Annotated in this window: 14 protein-coding genes and 7 pseudogenes; 12 read left to right on the top strand and 9 right to left on the bottom strand. The window is 47.0% G+C overall.

The features are described from left to right. Positions 1–1,105 precede the first annotated feature (1,105 nt). The 3 genes from DQX05_RS06970 to DQX05_RS06960 all read left to right on the top strand — a co-directional run bounded on the left by DQX05_RS06970 (position 1,106) and on the right by DQX05_RS06960 (position 4,348). The gene (locus tag DQX05_RS06970) at positions 1,106–2,389 is read left to right on the top strand and encodes a helix-turn-helix domain-containing protein (RefSeq protein ID WP_119792135.1); all 1,284 of its coding nucleotides are present in this window, start codon (positions 1,106–1,108) and stop codon (positions 2,387–2,389) included. 492 nt (positions 2,390–2,881) lie between these two features. Continuing rightward, positions 2,882–3,094, top strand: a complete 213-nt coding sequence (locus DQX05_RS06965; RefSeq protein WP_119792133.1) for an aspartyl-phosphate phosphatase Spo0E family protein — start codon at positions 2,882–2,884, stop codon at positions 3,092–3,094. Positions 3,095–3,139: 45 nt separating this feature from the next. Further along, on the top strand, positions 3,140–4,348 hold the full coding sequence (locus tag DQX05_RS06960) for a tetratricopeptide repeat protein (RefSeq protein ID WP_119792131.1): 1,209 nt from the start codon (positions 3,140–3,142) through the stop codon (positions 4,346–4,348). A 99-nt stretch (positions 4,349–4,447) separates the two neighbouring features. Here DQX05_RS06960 and DQX05_RS06955 read toward each other — a convergent pair whose 3' ends face one another. Further along, positions 4,448–5,404: an alpha/beta hydrolase gene (locus DQX05_RS06955; RefSeq protein WP_119792129.1), complete on the bottom strand. Its 957-nt coding sequence runs from the start codon at positions 5,402–5,404 to the stop codon at positions 4,448–4,450. A 650-nt stretch (positions 5,405–6,054) separates the two neighbouring features. Further along, positions 6,055–6,390 carry an antibiotic biosynthesis monooxygenase family protein gene (locus DQX05_RS06945; RefSeq protein WP_119792128.1) on the bottom strand — a complete coding sequence of 112 codons (336 nt, stop codon included), beginning with the start codon at positions 6,388–6,390 and terminating at the stop codon, positions 6,055–6,057. 226 nt (positions 6,391–6,616) lie between these two features. Here DQX05_RS06945 and DQX05_RS06940 point away from each other — a divergent pair. Then, positions 6,617–6,838 (top strand): annotated as a pseudogene (locus DQX05_RS06940) (SRPBCC family protein); the annotation flags it as partial. Between the two features lie 82 nt (positions 6,839–6,920). Here the strand turns inward: DQX05_RS06940 and DQX05_RS06935 are convergent. Further along, positions 6,921–7,898 carry a DMT family transporter gene (locus DQX05_RS06935; RefSeq protein ID WP_119792126.1) on the bottom strand — a complete coding sequence of 326 codons (978 nt, stop codon included), beginning with the start codon at positions 7,896–7,898 and terminating at the stop codon, positions 6,921–6,923. A gap of 104 nt (positions 7,899–8,002) precedes the next feature. Here DQX05_RS06935 and DQX05_RS06930 point away from each other — a divergent pair, with 104 nt between their 5' ends. Together DQX05_RS06930 and DQX05_RS06925 are read left to right on the top strand one after the other, a co-directional pair. After that, on the top strand, positions 8,003–8,902 hold the full coding sequence (locus DQX05_RS06930; protein WP_119792124.1) for an AraC family transcriptional regulator: 900 nt from the start codon (positions 8,003–8,005) through the stop codon (positions 8,900–8,902). Positions 8,903–8,964: 62 nt separating this feature from the next. Then, positions 8,965–10,437 (top strand): protein adenylyltransferase SelO, encoded by a 1,473-nt coding sequence (locus tag DQX05_RS06925; protein WP_119792122.1) that lies wholly within the window; start codon positions 8,965–8,967, stop codon positions 10,435–10,437. Positions 10,438–10,615: 178 nt separating this feature from the next. On the opposite strand, the gene DQX05_RS33040 is transcribed toward DQX05_RS06925, so the two are convergent. The 5 genes and pseudogenes from DQX05_RS33040 to DQX05_RS06910 all read right to left on the bottom strand — a co-directional run bounded on the left by DQX05_RS33040 (position 10,616) and on the right by DQX05_RS06910 (position 15,055). Then, positions 10,616–11,107: an aromatic-ring hydroxylase C-terminal domain-containing protein gene (locus tag DQX05_RS33040; RefSeq protein WP_397335083.1), complete on the bottom strand. Its 492-nt coding sequence runs from the start codon at positions 11,105–11,107 to the stop codon at positions 10,616–10,618. Between the two features lie 36 nt (positions 11,108–11,143). Beyond that, positions 11,144–12,097 (bottom strand): annotated as a pseudogene (locus DQX05_RS33035) (FAD-dependent monooxygenase); the annotation flags it as partial. A 161-nt stretch (positions 12,098–12,258) separates the two neighbouring features. Next, positions 12,259–12,567, bottom strand: a pseudogene (locus DQX05_RS33395) (Tn3 family transposase); the annotation flags it as partial. A gap of 3 nt (positions 12,568–12,570) precedes the next feature. After that, positions 12,571–14,056: pseudogene (locus tag DQX05_RS06915) on the bottom strand (DUF4158 domain-containing protein); the annotation flags it as partial. A gap of 89 nt (positions 14,057–14,145) precedes the next feature. Continuing rightward, a pseudogene (locus tag DQX05_RS06910) lies at positions 14,146–15,055 on the bottom strand (tyrosine-type recombinase/integrase). A 136-nt stretch (positions 15,056–15,191) separates the two neighbouring features. Between DQX05_RS06910 and DQX05_RS06905 the strand changes: the two are divergent. The 6 genes and pseudogenes from DQX05_RS06905 to DQX05_RS06880 all read left to right on the top strand — a co-directional run bounded on the left by DQX05_RS06905 (position 15,192) and on the right by DQX05_RS06880 (position 19,525). Then, positions 15,192–15,395, top strand: coding sequence for a cold-shock protein (locus tag DQX05_RS06905; protein WP_119792120.1), 204 nt, complete (start codon positions 15,192–15,194; stop codon positions 15,393–15,395). 113 nt (positions 15,396–15,508) lie between these two features. Next, positions 15,509–15,787 (top strand): HU family DNA-binding protein, encoded by a 279-nt coding sequence (locus DQX05_RS06900; protein ID WP_119792118.1) that lies wholly within the window; start codon positions 15,509–15,511, stop codon positions 15,785–15,787. A 1,143-nt stretch (positions 15,788–16,930) separates the two neighbouring features. Continuing rightward, a pseudogene (locus tag DQX05_RS06890) lies at positions 16,931–17,411 on the top strand (GNAT family N-acetyltransferase). A gap of 739 nt (positions 17,412–18,150) precedes the next feature. Further along, positions 18,151–18,366: a hypothetical protein gene (locus tag DQX05_RS30595; RefSeq protein ID WP_182914667.1), complete on the top strand. Its 216-nt coding sequence runs from the start codon at positions 18,151–18,153 to the stop codon at positions 18,364–18,366. Then, positions 18,342–18,692, top strand: a pseudogene (locus tag DQX05_RS06885) (glycine betaine ABC transporter substrate-binding protein); the annotation flags it as partial. The gene DQX05_RS30595 and the pseudogene DQX05_RS06885, both read left to right, overlap by 25 nt. Positions 18,693–18,772: 80 nt before the next feature. Then, positions 18,773–19,525, top strand: a complete 753-nt coding sequence (locus DQX05_RS06880) for a DsbA family oxidoreductase (protein ID WP_119792114.1) — start codon at positions 18,773–18,775, stop codon at positions 19,523–19,525. 37 nt (positions 19,526–19,562) lie between these two features. Here the strand turns inward: DQX05_RS06880 and DQX05_RS06875 are convergent, their stop codons facing one another. After that, the gene (locus DQX05_RS06875; protein ID WP_119792113.1) at positions 19,563–19,925 is read right to left on the bottom strand and encodes a winged helix-turn-helix transcriptional regulator; all 363 of its coding nucleotides are present in this window, start codon (positions 19,923–19,925) and stop codon (positions 19,563–19,565) included. Positions 19,926–20,002 lie beyond the last annotated feature (77 nt).

Below are 20,002 nucleotides of genomic sequence, written 5' to 3'. Positions count from 1 at the left end.
ATTCAGGTGGTCAAGATGTTGAAAATGGAAAACAACTTACGTTCCCGAACCGCTGCGCAAACTGCCTGAAGAGTTGGCTTCCGTTGACGCATGACAGGAACACCCGGCGTTTCTGGGAACGTACGTCTAGCTCATCCTTTTATCATGCTGGGGCAGCCCCGACGTATTTACGTCTGGTGTATCTAAAGGGCACATGGGCCTCGCCGACTCTCTAAAGCCTGGGTCGGCTTAGGAGGCTGGTCAGTTGGCCAAGTAAAACGTAAGGAAACGGGACGACCGCTCTTTATCAGACTAACTCCCTTCATCTCACCGGCATACGGTGTAACTGTACAGAGTACAATTTTTCACCGCGAAAAGGAGCATGTAAAATGTCAGGTGCAGGCCACACTTATAAAGCGGGATATGGAGGGTATGGTCATGGCTACTACGTTGGATTCACAAGTATAGGGCCCATACTTGTTCTCTTCATTTTGCTTGTCATCATTGGCCGTTCTGTACTTGGTTACGGATACTGATTTGTACAATAATATTAATCCAGTCAAAAAGCGAATCTATAAAGAGAGACAATTTGTTTGAACCAAAATTTCTCCATCCAGGTCTGTTCATGGGAACTTGGATGGTTTTCTTTTTAAGCTAAAAAACAGCAGCGCTTTCGACAGCGACACTTTCGTTTTTTGCAATCGTGGCAGTCGCAAAAACGTTTTGAATGGAAATCGCATCTTATCATGCTTCCTCCTGTCAAAACTATACTATGTTCAAATCTAATAAATTCCTTTTCATGAATATAGTGGCTCTTGTTGAATTTGCAATACAGACTAATTACCTAATTCTAAAGTGACCAAGGTCGTCTTCTCCGACTATGTCTACACTTTAAGCACTCTCTGCGTGATTCCCGTAAAAGGAGCCTCAATCACGAACGAGGGAGGGGTTGGAAATTGTCTACCTCGTAATGGGGCTCTGATTTATACCAAGGGTCAATGTCACTTCAAACCAGAAGGAAACAAGCGAATTTTGAAATTATTTGTTGGGTAGTGTTTGCAAAACTCGAATTATATGGTAATCTATAGATGGTCAATTATTTGCAATGCCAAAGGAAGGTGAGGCTGTGAGTACCGTTGCTGCGAAGCCACAGAGGTTGGGGGAGCTAATACAGTACTATCGGCAGAAGAAGGAATTGAGTCTGTCGAAGCTGCAAGAAGCGGTCGGCATTGATAAAGGCAGCCTGTCAAGAATTGAAAACAGCGAGGTCAAACGCCCTGATTTTCAATCCATCCTGTCGATCGCCGCGGTATTGGACATTCCCCATGACGCCATCGTAGAACAGTACATCGAGATCGGACATAAATCGGAAGTCATATACACTATTTTACAGAACGAATTGACAACCCTCGAGCATCCATCGCTCATACCGAAAATTGCCGCAAAGTTTCTTGAAGCGCCCAATGAAGACAGCCTGGATGCAGTAGAGAAGTTGTACCGAACGATAGGCTCCGTGAATCATCCTTCCACTCAGTTATCTTTATACACCCTCATCGTAGACTACTCACGCGCCCATGGAATCATGCCTTACATTGCCAAAGGATTATTTCGGAAGTACATGATTGAACGAAATGATTTCAGCAGGTTGAAGGAAACGTATCAGGTTGGTAAAAATGTGCTGGACTATGCTAATTTTTTAAGCGAGAAAGAGCGGATACTTCTATACTATGGCTTGAGTGTTCACGCTTATAGTCTTATGTTTTATCATGATGCCATAAAATTCGGTAATTATGTTGTGGAAAATGGGGAAGAAGAACCGCTAGCAAATGCAACTCATAATGTTTGCAATGCCTATTACCATTTGGGGAATTATGACGATTGCAATACCTATCTCGAAAAGTATAGTCATTTCCCATATCCTTTCGTCAAAGAGAATGTTAAATTAATGACTGCCTTTCTTAACGGGAAGAAAGGGAATATTGAGTCCGCCATTACTCAGTTTAATAACTGTTTAGATACCCTGTCCTCATATAATTTGATTCATGCCGTAACTGAATTAATGGAACTATATCTCCATAAAAACGATCTTGTTGCAGCAGATCAACTCCTTATGTATGAAGAACAAATAATTGAGAGCATCACCCAACCACGAACTACGCCATATAAAAGGTCAAGATTAGCGCACTACTTTCGCATCAAAGGACAATTGTTAACTCGTAAACAACATGAAAAAGACGCTGTTGATAGTTTCTTGAAAAGTACATTAGAGTACGTAAAAATTGGTCGTTTTACGGAAGCTTTTGAATCATTGTCGTTTGTGACGCATTCAATGATACATAATCAGTCAATCATTAATAGTGAAATAATTAAAAAGGTTGATAATATTTTACAAATAATTGCTGCAAAATAATTAAGGAGGAATATGGTGCCATGAGAAAACGTAAACTTCTTTTCATTGCCTCTCTTCTAGTTTTTGGAGCAATCAGCATGGAGCATATTGTTTCATACATCGATGCCCCGTGGATAACTAACTTCTAATGAATATAACATCTCATAACGCTAGTCATGGCCCCGCCATTCGTTGGTGGGGTACCATCTTTCGAAAGCCCGATTCTTTTACTGGCAATGTTGCTGCAATTGTAAGGGGCCTCACTCACTCCAAGTGCTGTCTCTGCAGATCCTCTTTGGTTTATGCCATCGGTCTATAGCAGCAGTAACTCGATCGACAGATAAAAATTTGAAAATTCTCTTCGAAAGGAGATTGACGCATTAAGACGCCTTTATGGGCGTTTTTTTGTTTTTTATGTATAAAGTTGTTGCATAATAATCCAGAATCAAGTCATATTTACCAACTTCATCTATAATCAGGTCAAATAATACAGTTTATGGATGAGGTGTGGAAATGAGCCATCAACCGGTATACAAAGGTGACTTAATCCCTTTTACTTATAGCTATGAGAAAGCTGGCTGTTTAATTGAAATCATTGAGAGCACTCGACAGGAGCTTATAGTAGCGGCCACGGAAAAAAAGTGTCTTACCGACGAAACTGTTGTAAGATTAAGCCAAAAGTTAGATACATACCTATTGGAATTTCAAAGAAGGAGCTGCGGCTAGAAGAATAGGATGTGATAATCCGGATTATTAGGGGAAGGTGAGGCTGTGAGTATCGGTTGTGTGAAGCCTAAAAGCTTGGGGGAGTTAATCAAGTATTATCGAAAAATGAATAGCGACATCGCAGATCAGTACATTGAGATTGAGCAAAAACCTAAAGTCATTTTCTCAATCTTGCAGAACGAATTGGAAACACTCGAGCATCCAGCATTAATACCCGAAATAGCCGCCAAATTTCTTGACTTATCAAATGGTATGGAGGGAGTAAAAGAGCTTTGCAGAGTAATTGACTCGGTAGAAGATACCTCTATTCAACTAGCTGTGTACAATCTTATTATTGATTACTCTCGCGCTCATGGAATGATGCCCTATATTGCTAAGGGATTATACCGAAAATACATGATCGAACGAAATGATTTCAGCAAATTGAAAGAAACCTATCAACTAGGTAAGTGTGTATTGGACTATATACAGTTTCTGGGCGACGAAGAACGAATTGTATTTTATTATTCAATAGGAGTTCACGCTGACAGCTTAATGAACTATGATGACTCTGTACCCTATATGAAATATGTGGTGGAGAACGATAACTCAGAAAATGGTGCCTATAGAGCGAATGCTTATCTTAGTCTATGCAATTCTTCCTATAATACTGGTGATTACAAAGCAAGCCAGGAATATCTAGATGAGTACAGTAAGTACTCTTTTTCATATGTAGCCGATAATGTGCATTTTATGTCGGCTTGTATAGAGGGCAAGATGGGGAACGTGGATAGTTCGATTTCAAAGTTACGTTCTTATTTACAAAATACTTCCGAATACAATATTATTTATGCGGTTGCTGAACTACTTGATCAATATTTACAAAAAAAAGACTTTCATTCAGCAGAGACGCTTCTTATCTATGAAGAACAAATGGTGAAGTCGCTGCAGGATATTCGCACAACGCCTTTTAAACGAGCGCTTTTAGCTCGTTTTTACAAGAATATGGGGGATATCTTGTATCACGAAGATATCGAACAATCGTTGGATTATTACATGAAAAGCGTTTTGGAATATGCGGGCATCGGGCAGTATGATAATTCACTACATAGTCTTAGCTATATCTTTCAGGCCGTTGCGAAAGGTGTCATTGTAGATAAGGAGACCTTAAAAGAACTTGAATCGGCCATAAAATCAGTGGGACAACTCTTATGGTCCCGATCGGCTTATCTGGTAGAGATGGCATCGCGGTGTTCATGGGAAGTATCCCGTTGAAAAGGGAACCTAAATATATTCAAACGCCTTGTGGTGTCTCAGATTGTTGAAAAACCCTGTCCTTTTCTAAAGGTACAGGGTTTCTCACATGAAAAGGACTCACGAAACGAACCTTCCGATGAACCCGGCCACGGTTTTTTCGTACGTTTCCCGATCCATCCGGTATGCTTCTCCATGCCCGGCTTTCGGAACGATGTATAGCTCTTTCTCGGCGGGGCAATTTTCGTAAACTTTATGCACCATCTCCGTCGGCACAAAAGTATCGTTGGCCCCATGAATGAAGAGAGTCGGGGTTTTCGACTTTTTCACCTGCTCCAGTGCGGAGGCTTCTCCGAAAAAGTACCCTGCCCGCAGCCTGGTCAGCAGGCTGGTGGTATCCACGATCGGGAATGCCGGAAGATGATACATGCGCCGCAGCTGGAAGGAAAGCTGATCCTTCACAGAGGTATAACCACAGTCTTCGACGATGGCTTTCACGTTCGGCGGCAAATTCTCGCCGCTGGTCATCATCACGGTTGCCCCTCCCATCGACACGCCGTGGAGAACGATTTGTGAATTCGTCCCATTCGTGTCCAAAACCCGCTGAATCCATTTCAAATAATCCTTACGCTCGGGCCAGCCGAAACCGATATAATGGCCTTCGCTTTCCCCATGTCCCCGAGCATCGGGGAGCAGGATGTTGTAGCCCCATTTCTCGTGGTACATTCTGGCGTAACCGCTCATTTGCGTTGCGTTCCCGGAATATCCGTGCGCGATGATGACCGTTTTGTCCGACGGCTTGGATGCCGGCAAATAATACGCCTTCAGATGAATGCCGTCATCCGAGTCCATCTCCCAGCGCTCAAAGCTTTGGTTGTTCCACCATTCCTTGTCCGCCAGCGTGGTTTCCTTTGATTCCTCCACCTCAGGACTGGTTTTCAGGTCGGGATTGTCGCTCAAAAAGTCTTTCGAAGCGCGCGCAATCGCCACGTGATAAAAGTAAAAGCTCCCGGCGGTAAGGATAATAATGACAAATACAATCAAGGAAATAAAGCCTGTCACCATTTTTTTCTTCAATTCTGTTCTCTCCTAGTAAACTCTCATGTTAGTTATTTTAATATATCATAATGATCTTCGTCGTTTCCATGCTGCCGAGGCTTTCTCGATCGCATGAGATGCCTTTTATCGATAAAGGATTTCAGTACGCTCTTTATGCGCCAGATAAAAATAAAAGATGGTTCAGAGAGTTGATGCCTGTCGGAATGAACAAGGAGAGCTTTTATTAGTCGAATTGGAAGATTTAAACCCGTATCTTTCCTTGTTAGAATTAAGTGATGAAACACGCCAGAACTTTGTAGAAACACTGAAAAAATCATTACAAAAAGTTCTTCAACATTAACAGAGCTTTTAAAGAAATGCAGCTTTATAATATCATGGGGAAGGAGCGAATTCTGCACAGATTCAGGAATTTTCACTAGTTCAGCTGCTATCTGATGCCAATCCTGCAAAAGTGCATCATTTCCGCCGATTTTTGCTTTCTATCCACTGACATGGCTTCAAATCCTGCAGTTTTGCAGGAATTCCTTTGATGGAGTGATCGCCCCAAGGGAATGCTGTAGTTTTGCAGTTTTTTTGGCAAGCCGCCCTGCAAGACGCAGGGGGGCTGTCTGACTGCAGAAGGGAACGACTTTTGGGACTGCCCCTAGCAAAAGGCGGTTCATTCAACTTTACTTCAAAGTTGGCGCTTCAAATCCGTAATCGCGCTCGACCTTACACACTCTCGTTTTATAGGTGCGATACCATTCTGCCATTCCTTTACGCTGCGCAATGAGATGTCTCTCGTTTTGCTTCCATTTTTGGATCGCTTCGAGAGTATCCCAATAAGACACCGTGATGCCTACATTTTCCCGCGCGCTTTCCATACCCAGGAACCCGGGTTGGACGGATGCAAGCTTTACCATTTCCTCGGCCATTCCAGCATAACCATAATCCTCATCTGTTCGTTCAGAAGTGAAAATAACTGCATAGTATGGTGGCTGTGGGGTTTGGGCAATACCGCTCATATAGATTCCTCCTAAAAACTTTTGCGAACTCATTCTAAGCCGTTGCCAATCCTGAATTATTCCAGTTTTCATCGACCGGCCGCGCGGACATAATGCTATATTATATAGAGAAAAAAGGAATAATACGAGCAGCAAGCATTTCCCGCCCCATTAGAGATGGAACACGAGGAGGACGACAGATGTTAACCTTGAGTCAAGTGCCCGTTGTAAAGACAGAAATGCTGATTCGCAAGTCGAATGGTCATTTGAACCTCGCACCGATAACGATACATTCGTGACGACGCTGAACTCTGGGTTCACGGGAAGCGGGGACACCATCGTCAACCAAGCCATTAACTCCATGGGAGGCTATACGATGGTGCTCTGCGGGCTGAAAGCGCTCCTTGAGCATAACATCGTCTTGAATCTTGTCGCGGACAAGGCTCCCGACGCCCACGTGAACCGATAAAAATCGCCTTCCTTGCTTGCGCGAGAAAGGCGTGCCGGCCGAAGTATGAATGGCGGAAAATAAGAGGCAGTTGAGTGTACCGTCAGGAACCGCTGCCTCTTGTGAATCTCTTTATAGGCGGGTGCTTCATTTCCTGTTGTTTCGGTTGGGTGGAAGCCGCTTCTTTCTTCAAGGCCAATATGAAGATCATGCTCAGGATACAGGAGGCGCCGACCCATTGGAACCATCCGAACGGTTCATTTAGCCACAGGACGGTTGCGAATACAGCCGCCAATGGCTCCAAGCTGCCGAGAAGGCTTGTTTCTTTTGGCAACAGACTTTGCAAGCTTTCGATATAGAACCAAAATGCAAGCATCGTACCGAAAATAATAACAAAAAACAGATATCCATACGCTTCGGCCGTTAAGCTGTGGAAGTCCATGCGCCATGGCGGATGGATGAAGCTTAAAGCGACACCACCCAGGACCATCGCCCAGCCGACAATGACAAGGGAATCATATTGCGCTAGTAAAGGAACCGCATATAAAGTATAGAAGGCCAGCGCAACTCCAGATAACACCCCCCATACGATGGCAGGTGCCGGCACCGACAGCTGAGAGATTGAACCATTTGTCAACAAAAAGAAGCAGCCTGCCAAAGCAAGCGAAACGGTAAGCACATCCTGCCGCGTTAGTACAGATTGTCTGCGAATGAGGGAGTATAGAATGATCATGACCGGCGCTAAATACTGCAACAGCGTAGCAACGGCCGCATTTCCATGTTGAATGGAGGCCATATAGGTGTATTGAACCGCGAGCATGCCGAATAATCCGAAAATAATGAGCCGACAAGCGGTACTTCTGTTTTTCCATACCCCTAAAATCTGTGAACGGCCTTGTCTGCAAAACTGAACGGTTAACAGCAGAACGCCAGCGATAAGCAAGCGAGTCGTGACAAGCCAATTGACCTCAATGGAGAATTGTTGAAACAGCTTTTGGGCGACCGTTCCCCCGATGCCCCACAGGATCGCCCCTGTGATAACTAGAAATAATCCCATTCTTCTCGTATTTGTCTTCCTCATTGAACCCTCACCCTTAAATCCAATAATAGTGATATAATAAGGAAAAATTCAGGAAATTAATACTTCAATCGAATGAAAAAATATCAATATATTGAGGCGGTTATGTGCAAATCAAAAATTTCAAGATAGACCACAACTTGAAAGAGCTGACCGAGCATCGTACAGTGGAATTGCCAATTGCCTGTTATGAGACAACGATTAACCAAAATATCAATGGTTATATACCGCTTCATTGGCATGATGAATTTCAATTTGTGCTGATCCGCAAAGGCGAAGCCGTCTTTCAAATTAATGAAGAAAAACGAACGGTTCAAGAAGGAGAGGGGCTCTTCATCAACAGCGGCTGTCTTCATATGGCCGAAGATGAGCATCACTCGGGCTGCGTTTATCTGTGCTTAAACGTGTCCCCGCAATTCGTGCTGCCGCAAGAGCTTGCGAGCTATGTGTATCCTTACATACATGCGACGAACTTGCCATACTTACACTTGAATGCACAGGAGCCGTGGGGGAACAACATTTTAGATGCTATCAGCAACATCCATCAATGGATTACACAGAAAACGCCTTATTATGAAATCGACATCAACCTGCAGCTCACATTCATCTGGAAAAACTTAATCGTGAATGGCTTTCCGTTAGAATATGATCAGACGGCCATGGTTAAGAGTGAGCGAATGAAGCACATGTTACAATGGATACACCTCCACTATGCGGAGAACATCAGGCTGGACGACATTGCCAGAGCGGGTCAATTAAGCCGTTCCGAATGCTGCCGGTATTTTAAGCGAATGCTGAAGACTACGCCCTTGAGCTATGTACTAGATTATCGAATTCAAAGAAGCTTAGTCTTATTGCAGCAAGCCGACGCCAATGTGACCGAAGTTTCCTATCAAGTCGGATTCAACAGCACGAGTTATTTCATCGATAAATTCCGGCAGAGAATGAACATGACCCCGTTAGCCTACAAAAAATCGAGCTTGAACAAAGAACAAGCGGAATCGTGAGGCATAATTAATGAACAGAAGTAAACGCTACATTCATTAGAACATAGGAAAAAGGAGATACGATGACGGAGAAGAGAGCAATCCCAGAAGGATGGAACTTCGATAACAGTTACGCTCGACTGCCGCAGTTATTTTTTACGGGGCAAAACCCTACCCCAGTGCGGTCGCCGAAGCTAATTATTTTTAACGAAAAGTTGGCGGCATCCCTTGGGCTGAACGTCCAGGCACTGAACAGCGATGATGGAGCGGCGGTGTTCGCCGGCAACCGGATTCCCGAGGGCGCCGCGCCGCTTGCCCAGGCTTATGCGGGGCATCAATTCGGGCATTTTACGATGCTGGGGGACGGACGGGCGCTGCTGCTCGGCGAGCAGATGACGCCCATGAAGGAGCGGGTTGACATTCAATGGAAGGGCTCGGGCAGGACGCCATACTCCCGCGGGGGAGATGGCCGCGCGGCACTGGGGCCGATGCTGCGAGAATATATTATCAGCGAAGCCATGCATGGACTTGGCATAGCAACCACCCGCAGCCTGGCAGTCGTGACGACCGGCGAGCCGGTATATCGCGAGACCGAGCTGCCTGGCGCGGTGCTGACCCGCGTGGCTGCCAGCCATCTGCGCGTCGGCACGTTCGAGTACGCTTCGCAATGGGGCAAGGTGGAAGATCTGAGAGCTCTGGCCGATTATGCCTGTCAGAGACATTTTCCGGAAGCTGATAAGGGAGAGAACCGGTATCTATCCCTCTTGCGGGAAGTCGGCAAGCGCCAGGCCGGACTGATTGCCCAATGGATGCTCGCGGGCTTCATTCACGGGGTGATGAACACCGATAATATGACGATTAGCGGCGAGACCATTGATTACGGGCCATGCGCCTTCATGGATGCCTATGATCCGGCGACGGTATTCAGTTCCATTGACGTACAGGGCCGCTATGCTTACGGCAATCAGCCGTATATGGCCGCATGGGACCTCGCAAGACTGGCCGAGGCGTTGCTTCCGCTGCTGCATGACAATCAGCAGCAAGCTGTCGAACTGGCCGAGAAGGAGATTGCGGCGTTCACCAAGCTATATCAACGTCATTGGCTTGCGGGAATGCGGGCGAAGCTGGGGCTGTTTAACGAAGAGGCTGAAGATGAATCCCTGATCGAAGAGCTTCTTGAGCTGATGGAGAAGCATTCGGCCGATTATACGAATACGTTCCGAACCCTGACTTTGGGTGAGTCGGAGGAGTCGGGGCTGTTCGGGACCGGGGAATATGCGCAGTGGCATGAGCGGTGGCAGGCGAGACGGGGCAGGCAGGAGGAGTCTCCAGACTTCTCGCAGCAACTGATGCGGGACAGCAATCCGGCAGTCATCCCGCGCAACCACCGGGTCGAGGAAGCGCTTGAAGCAGCGGTTGAGCAGGGAGACTACAGCGTGATGGAGCGGCTGCTGGCTGTGCTCGCGAACCCTTACGCATACTCCCCGGAACAGGCTGAATACGCCACCTTGCCTGAGCCGTCCTCATGCCCGTACCGAACCTTTTGCGGCACCTAATCGGTGTAATGCCGACCTATCGGGGAGGCGAAGCGGAACGATTGTTCTTGCAGCGCCTTCCCGATTTTTATTAACATAACGGAACTGGGGATGGATAGTGGAAATTCTGCTTTTTTTCATATGCGCGGCATCGGTCTTCTTCTGTTTTCTATTGTTTTGCTTTTATGCCTCCCTCTTTCTACACACTAGCTTCGCAATCAGACGCATATAACATCCATGCTCGCAGCCCTTCAAAACTATCTTCCGAAGCAGCGGCCGTATCGCCCTGAGCCATTACCCACGCGATGTGTCCGTCCGGGCGAACGAGCAGCGCCTCGATGCACGCTATTCCAGCATCCTCGATTTTGGCGGTGATGACGCGGATCTTAGAATCGGCACATGATTCCAGCAGATCCTGCGGAAGCGAACCGGATCCTGGACGATGAATAAGCACGAATTGTCCGCCATGCATCAGTTGGTAGAGCGTCAGGGGAGCGCCATCTGGCAGGACGAGCCTCAGATTCGGGCAGCGGCGGCCTATCCACGGATTCGTGCCCGTGCCCGGAAGGGGCCGGTAAGCGATTCTGGTCGCTCCGATCAGTTCCGCTATCGACCGATTGGCGTCAGGGAAGGAGAGGAGGCGCGACACGATTTGTCTGAGGGCGGTTCCGTTCTCGGAGAAGTCTGTCATAAGATGTACCTGGGCTCTCGTATCGGCGAGTAATTGCCGGCCTGCCTCATGCCTCTCGGCATGGTAGCTGTCCAGCAGCCAGTCGGCCTTCGCTTCAGCGCGGAGGGCGGCCGCGAGCTTCCAGCCCAGATTGAATGCGTCTTGAAGTCCGACATTCAAGCCTTGCCCTCCAGCCGGGAAATGGATATGGGCCGCATCGCCAGCGAGAAATACCCGGCCGGCCCGGTATACTTCCGCTTGCCGATTGGCATCGCCGTATCGGGACAGCCAGACGGTGGAACGAATGCGGAGCGTCTTGCCGGTAATCCGTTCGATCCCGCCCTGCAGCTCAAGCGTGACCGGCACATCTGTAGGCAGATGCTGATGGAGCGGGTCGATGATCGCGAACCGGTAGGTCTCCTTGCCAAGCGGAACCATGAGTAATAATCCATGCTTGTTAAAGATGGATAGAAATGGGTGCTCTGGCGGCTCCTCCGGCACGATGTCGCCTAAAATGCCCGTCGAAGCCGTGTCGGTCCCCGGGAAGGGAATGCCCGACTGCCGACGAACGAAGCCTCTCGCTCCGTCTGCACCGATCACATACCGTGCCTCCAGCAACTAGGCTCCATCCCGACTATGCGAGTGAACGTGAACCGCTTGAGCATCCTGTGTAAATCCGGTAACTTCATGCCCCCGCCATATGACTGCCCCAAGCTCCCTCGCACGCTGCTCCAATAGCTCCTCCGTAACAAATTGGGGAATTAACAGGGTAAAAGGATAATCTGTCTCCAGCGCATCGAACTGCAATCGGGTCTCCAGATTGGCATAACGACCCGTCGGCAGCGTTTGTCCCCGGGCAAGGAAGCGATCCACGATTCCTCGCATCGCCATCAGCTCCAGGGAGCGGGGATGAAGGGTAAGCGCCCGTGAATTCCGCACCCGTTCCCAGCGGCGTTCGACCACAAGGGTGTCAACGCCGGCGAGCGCCAGCTCACTGGCATCCATCAGTCCTGCCGGACCGCCTCACCAGTCACGCTCCATTCTTTTAGGAAGGGGTCCAGCCAACATTTTAACGAAAATATACGCTAAGCATTCAGATGTAACCGACTTGGCGTTTTTTCTTACTCTAAGCCCAATAGTCCGGGCTGTCTAGCCCGGACTATTGGGCATTGCTCCCATCCAAGGGGAGAAATGTGGTTTAGTAGTTCTTCCTGAAGCTTTCCTTGCTTTTTGCGGTGTTCTGTTGCTTGCTGGAGATAGACGGTATTCCAAACACTAATTGCATTGATGATAATGTTCAATGCACTTGCCCGTTGGAGCTGGTCTTGTAGCGCACGTTCTCGCAGCTCGCCATGTTTGCCGAAGAAGATTGCTCTGGCCAATGCATTCATGGCTTCCCCTTTGTTCAACCCCCGATGGATTTTTCGTCGCAGCGCCTCGCTTGAAAGGTAATCCAGGATGAAGATCGTTTTCTCGATCCGCCAAGCGTGAATAAACTGCTCATGAAAATTCGTCCAGTTGGCTACTTCCATGAGCAGATCCGTTAGCTTGATTCGTGGCAGCAGCTCATAGAGGGAAAGGCTGAAATTCCGGGATTCATCGGGAACATCTTTCTCCAATCGCTCGATGTGCAATTTCCCGTTCTCCAAATTAACGCCGTCCAACTCGTCGATGTGGTCCAAAACCCAGTTTAATCTTTGAAGAAGTGATTCAGTCCGTTCTTCAAGATATTCCTTTGCGGACAAGCTAACGGCAAGCTTTGTAGCGTTAGGATCGATACCATTCCAATCAGATTTCGGTACAAGGTATTCCTCGAAATCCGACAATGGATACGTCCCCAGAACGAACGTAATTCCGCAGCTCTGTCAGGACAGCCATTTCGTAGCAATGCCGGTTGATCGTTCCGTCATCATCGTAAACGTGCTTTTGCCAGCGGTTCGAAACGAAATTCAGCGGCGCGCCTCCTGGAACTTTTCGCTTTCCCGTTTCATTCATATTCCGGATGATATCGACCGCCTTCATTAGCGGCTCTGCGGACTTGGTTGACCGAAATTCCAACGATTTTAGCAGCTTTGGCGTGTATTTCCGGAGCGCATAGAATTTCTTTTCCAACAAGTCCAAATAGTCGTAATCAACGGGCCGCGCCAGCCGTTTGTCTTCCTCCACGGATGCGACGATCCGATCCCACGGCATGACGGCATCAAGCGCAATAAAAGGATCAATACCTTCGCTTCGGGCCTTTATAAGAGCGGCTCCAAGATCGGCAAAATGAACAACCTTTTCGTTGATCGATTTACCGTTTTGTTTTTGAAGTTCTTCTTGGGCTTTTCTCCCTTTGGAAAACAGTATCATAATCTGCCGATCATGAATCTCGAAAGCCAGGTTTGTCAAGTCCTGAATCAGTTCTAATAGATACGCTACTAAAATCGCGTACTTTTTCGGATCATTAAAACGGCGAAAGGAATGAGGTTCGTAACGCGAACCGATTTTGGAAAGCTGGCGTTGCCGATTCGGATGGATGCCTTTCGTATCGACTTGCAGCTGCAAATCCCGTATGTATTCAAGCTTTTCAATAACCTTCAAAAAAGAATCCGGAGAGCTGGTACCTGGAATTTCCCTTAACCATGCCAAGTAGGTTTTGCTACTTTTCGGCATGGTGGTTAAGACGCGATCCAGCTTAGCAATTTGTATTTCTGTCAGTGAACTGCTGAACAGCTTGAATATTTTTTCTTCTGTCCGTTTGCGAGTTTCCCAAACCGATCTTTCAATCGTGGCCATTGAGGGCAGAATGATTTTACGCTTACGTAAATCTTCGAGTGCGAGCTGAATCAGGTGTAAGGGATTGCCGTTTGCCATTGCATGGCTAAAAAGATGCTTGCACAAAGAACGATACTCGCTCAATGTAAATGTCTGGTAGCCATACTCCTTCCGGATTTCCTCCAGATGCTCGTATTTCGTGGCTTCCCGTTCGCCGAGATCAGGCGGTATTTGTAAATATTGCAGCCGTTCCTCTAGAGTCAGCAGTTCCCTTACTCTCGCGTACATCGTACTTCATCCCCCTATTGCCAAGCTATTTTTTCGACTTCCGCTTGCAGATCCGCACGGGTTGCCTTGACGTAAATCATCGTTGTGTCCAGACTATCGTGTCCCATAATTTGCGCCAAGCGGTGCAACGGCGTGTTTTCAGGCCATCACATAGCCGAACCGGTGCCGTAAATCGTGGGCGCTCAATCCTTCGAGCCAGGCCGCTTTCATGTATGTTTGTATTAAATGACGCAAAGCCCGTTCCGTTAATCGATCACCGGTTTTCTCCGAGGGAAAAAGATAAGGACTTTCCGTGGGGAGAACTGCCAAGTACTTTTCCAAAGCGGCCCTGCACGTCGCGTTAAGTGGTACTTCCCGCTGTTTATTTCGTTTTCCGGATCGTACCGTAAGCTGGCCGATACGCTTACCGATTTGAATATCGCTGGGAGCCAGGTCACAAATCTCCATCGTTCGGAGGCCGGTATGAAGCATGACAATGAGGATCGTCTGATCCGAAGAGAACCGCCATGCTCGGCCGCAGCGATTAATGCAGCCTCTTCCTTATCTGTCATGTGCCGAGGGCTTACCTTTCCTTCCGGAACCAATTTGACCGGCTTTGAAGGATTATGTAGATTCCGACACGGCCCAATCAAAAAAACGTTTCAGTGTTATAAGTCGCAGGTTAATGGTGGTCGGTTTCAATTCCATCACTTTTTGTGAAGCTTCCCGGTACCGTATTAATGTTGGAGTAGCCACATCTGCAATTCGAAATATCACTTCTTCCTCTTGGTGTTCGTCTCTCTCAAACCAACTGATAAGATGTTTCATGTCGCTTGCGTATTCCTTTAGTGTCTTGGGATTCAAATCTTCGTGGGTAGTGAGAGCGTGAATGAAATCCTGTATAGTCTGCTCACCCTGTTCCGAAATCCCGGTTGTCTTTCTCATTAGCAAAGCCTCCAAATCTTGACTTACATTAGCGGACGTGGTATTATTTTCTTAACCGAAACATTAGCGGACATCAATTATGCGTTCTGAAAATGTCTAATGACCGTGTTAATAAATTTATTTTTGGAGGAATCCTATGCAAACAGGTACAGTTAAATGGTTTAATGCTGAGAAAGGCTTCGGTTTTATCGAAATCGAAGACGGAAACGATGTATTCGTTCATTTCAGCGCGATTGACGGGGATGGTTACAAGTCGTTGGATGAAGGTCAACGTGTCCAGTTCAACGTGGCCCAAGGTAATCGTGGACCGCAGGCCGAAAACGTTTCTAAAGTTTATTAAAATCTTTCAAGTTGCCCTAAACGTGGGGCAGCTTTTTGTTTATTCTCGCTTGCATCCATGCCACGAAGGGTTTCATTTTCGTAATTTAAATAATATAAGTGGAGGTATCGCAAATGAACAAAGAACAATTAGTGGAAGAAGTAGCTAAGTCTAGTGGATTTTCGAAAAAGAATGCTGAAAAAGCAGTAACGCATGTACTGGACTCGATTTTTGAAGCTTTAAAGCAAGGCAAAGAAGTTCAATTAGTTGGCTTCGGAAAATTTGATGTCCGTAGTCGTGAAGCACGCATGGGAAGAAGCCGCAAAACCGGTGAAGAGGTGGAACTTCCGGCGGGTAAAGTTCCTGTATTCACGGCAGGAATCACTCTGAAAGAAGCTTTAAATGAAGCTTAACGCCACCAAATGCTAATATAAAATAAAGATGTGACCACATCTGGTGTGCACCCCTTAAAGTAGACATTGGAAAAAACCCTACGGTTTACCGATGAAAACTTTAGGGGGTGCATTTTATGCTAGCAAAGAAAGGGCAGAAGTTAAAGCATTACAGTGAAGAGCTTAAGATGCAGTCGATTCAGATGAAATTAGAGGGTGTTTCCCATCCTGTAATAATACACGAGAGCAACGCAGCAATGCATGACGTTTCTGCCATTGGACTTCGTTTGAGTTTGCGGGCACTTCGATACCGACTGTGGGACGAGAGAAGCAAACGATGTGTGGGGTTTAGGAGTCTGAAAGGATAAACAATTAGCAGATCGTAGTTTCATGCGGTCTGCCTTATTTCATTGCCTGTTTCAGTAATACTCGCCCGATGGGGAACTCTGAACCTCTGTCAAGAAAGTAGACACCTCTATAAGGGAATTTAATGGTGCCATAATGCGCGTAGGTTAAAGAGTCATGCCGACAATCTCCTGAAGCTCCTCGACCGTGAAATCTACCAAACAACCACTTCCCCCCATCTAGCTCACGATCGTCCGCGTTCACCGACTTTCCCCCTCAACACAAGATTAATTGTGTTGTGTAGGGCCATCCATTTGTAAACACTTTGCCTCTTAGCGTATATTTTCGTTAAAATGTTGACGGGACCCCAGGAAGATATAAAAGTCAAATAATATTGTTTCAAATGAAACAATATTATTGTTGCATGGAGTGCCCCGGATGTCAAATGCAGGAAAGGGACGAACTGATGTTATGTGAATCATTCCTATTCTGCTTAGGAAAAGTAGAACCCGCATTATGTACAATTATTGTTGTGTGGGAAACACTGATTGTGCGCCCGCAGAATTGTAGATGTACTAGACAATAATGAAATAGTGTTATAATATTGGGACTATTTACCTCCAAATGAAGAATTTGGGGTATCTGCATTTAGTCTGAAAACGTAAGGGTAAGGGGAGGTGTTACAACTTCTGCATGAGACCTTGAACGACTTTATGAGAGACGTACAGACGCTAATTCAAACATTTGGATTAGACCAAAATTGGGATGTAAAGTTTAAAGGGTATCCATTATATCTTTTTTTGATGGGGTGAAAATAATATTTATCGCAAAGCAGAAAAAACAATAGAAACGGATCGATTACTTCTACGTCTATTTAAAGAAACGGATGCACAAAATGTTACCTAATTATGTAATAATTATAATATATACAAAAGCACATTGACTCTACCATTTCCCTATTCTTTAGAATGTGCTCTTTCATGGATTGCAAATCATGAGCAAAACATTGAATTAGACCGAATGTATGAATTCGCTGTAACCGACAAACATAGCGGACAGTTATTTGGCGCTATTGGTATTTCCAATGATAAACCATACAAAAACGGTGAAATTGCTTACTGGATTGGAGAACAATATTGGGGAAAGGGATATGGAACCGAAGCAGTTATCGAATTTGTTATCCGGAAAGATAATGGAAAAATGCGGAATGACTTACGAAGGTACTCTAAAAGATCATGTTTATAAAAACGACTCTTTCGAAGATATTGTTTATTATGCAATCATTAATCCGATGAAATAAGGATAATTTATCAGACAGTCCCCCTGATCCTTAACGTTCGACTTGCCGAATTACTGCAAAAGTGCAGTTTTTCCTTATGGCATATATTCCGTTACAGGGATTCCTGCAAAGCGCAGGCTGGTGGAAACATGTGGAGGGAATTGCTGCTATTTTACAGGAATTTCGGCTCAATGAGTCCACATCCCGAGGAATTGCTGCAAATCTACATCATTTTAGGCCCCTTTGCTTAAAGTGAAAGAGAAACGGGTGAAATTCCTGCAGTTTTGCAGGATTCCTTTTCTGGTAAAGTCGTCTATATCGAATTGCTGTATTTGTGCAGGATTTCGCTTACCGAATAGGCATAGAAATCGTGCAGTTCTGCGGATTTCGCCTAACGGATTGACGTGTCTAGGGGAATGGTGCAGTTTTAGCTTCATGAATTTCAGTCTATTCAATAGACAGGAGGCAAAAATTGGCGGAAAAGGATGCGTTTTTGCAGCAATTTCATAAAATCTCGGGTCAAATAGCGGAAATTCCTGTATTAACGCAGGACTTCACGAATACAAGATAGATAATGGAAAAACGGCTGACATGCAGCCGTTTTTTTGTGCTTGGGAAGAGCCTAGGAAGTTTAGGCCGTGCCTGATTTACGATTGAGTGATGCGGCAATAGGACATTCAATAGCAGGATAATCCAATGATGCGGCGATGCCCGTCCATCCGGTAACGGGTGCGAACCGAAGGAAAGGGGGTTCCGGTTCATGAGTATCCTAGTCGACGTGTTGAGAGAACGGCAAGATCAATTATTCAGCGCTCTGCTAGCGCATGTTCAGATTTCATTCGCCTTGTTCTTTGCCTTGATGATCGCAGTTCCGCTCGGCATCCATATGACGCGCCGTCCGAATATGGCGGAAGGGCTCATTGGCCTCTCCGCCGTCCTGCAGACCCGCGGTATGGCATTGCGTTCCCTCAGATGAAGACGATGGAGCCGAAGCTTCGATATACGGCTATCGAGACGGGGGATATTCATCTGGTGGATTCGTATTCTACAGATAGCGAGCTAAGGCAGCATGATCTGGTCGTGCTGGAGGATGACAAGCATCTGTTCCCGCCTTATCAGGGCGCGCCGCTTATGCGCAGCGATACGGCGAAGCGGTATCCGGAGCTGATAGAAGCCTTGAACCGGCTGGCAGGCTGCATTACGGATGACGAGATACGTGAGATGAATTACCAGGTGAACGCGGAGGGCAGAAGCGCCCGGGATGTTGCGAAGCAATTTTTGATGAAGCCGGAGCTGCTGTAAGGCAGGTTGGATTTATCTTTATTTCGAGATATAATGAGGAAGAAGGCAAATATAGGTTGGCAGTCAGGAGGAATGACAGGATGAAAGTGGAGATTTGGTCGGACGTTGCATGTCCATTTTGTTATATTGGGAAGCACCGGTTCGAGGAAGCGTTGAGTCAGTTCGGACACGGGGATAAGGTGGAGGTTATTTACCGCAGCTTCCAGCTCGATCCGAATGCCGAGAAGCATCCGACGAAGGATGCGTATACGGCCATCGCCGAGAAATACGGTGTCAGCCGGGAGCAGTCGATCGCGATGCATGAGGATATTGTCCGTCAAGGCAAGGAAACGGGGATCGATTATCAATTCGATTCGATGATTATGACCAATACGCTGGATGCGCACCGCCTGATTCATTTCGCCGGACAGTATGGGAAGCGGGATAAGGTGGCCGAATTGCTGTTCAAGGCGTACTTTACCGATGGGAAAAATGTCAGCGAGAAGGATACGCTGCTTGCCGTGGCCGCAGAAGCGGGACTGGATCGGGAAGCGGCCGCGTCGATGCTGGAGAGTGCGCAATTCACCTCCGAGGTCGAGCAGGAGATGCGCGAAGCGAATCAACTAGGCTGCCGCGGCGTGCCATTCTTCGTCTTCAACCGGAAGTATGCGGTAGGCGGAGCCCAGCGGCCGGAGATGTTCCTCGAAGTGCTGGACAAAGCATGGAAGGAAGAGAACCCGTTGACGGTCTTGACTCCGGAAGGCGGCGAAGGGTTGTGCACGGACGATTCATGCGGGATTGGGGAAAATAATTCAGAGATAGGAGCAGGCCGCATTTCCCGGAGAAGGTCATGAGGGAATCCGATGGCCAGGTGCAGGGGCCAGGTGGAACTCACCTGGTCTCCACGGCCTGCTGTTGCGCTTTTTTCTGATTCATCCGTTCGGAATGGGCCTTGCCCCAATTATGCATCGCTTCCAGAATCGGCACGAGGCTCTGTCCATATTCCGTGATGGAATACTCGACCTTGGGCGGGACGACCGGGTAGACGACGCGCTGCACGAGATCTTGCTCTTCCAGCTCGCGCAGCTGCAGCGTCAGCATGCGCTGCGTGATGTCGGGATTCAGCCGCTTCAACTCGCTGAAGCGCTTCGTGCCTCCGGTAATGAGCTGCATGAGAATAATCGGCTTCCATTTGCCGACGATGGCATCCAAGGCGACGACGACTTCACACGGCATTGGATTGTTCTTGTTCATTTCATTCGCTCCCCCTGTATAAAGACGGTATCCTTGGTGATACTACAGCACATAGATGTGCCTAATTATATTAAATC

The sequence above is a fragment of the Paenibacillus thiaminolyticus genome (genome assembly GCF_003591545.1).
Classification (GTDB): domain Bacteria; phylum Bacillota; class Bacilli; order Paenibacillales; family Paenibacillaceae; genus Paenibacillus_B; species Paenibacillus_B thiaminolyticus_A.
This window is presented reverse-complemented; position numbering and strand designations above follow the sequence as displayed.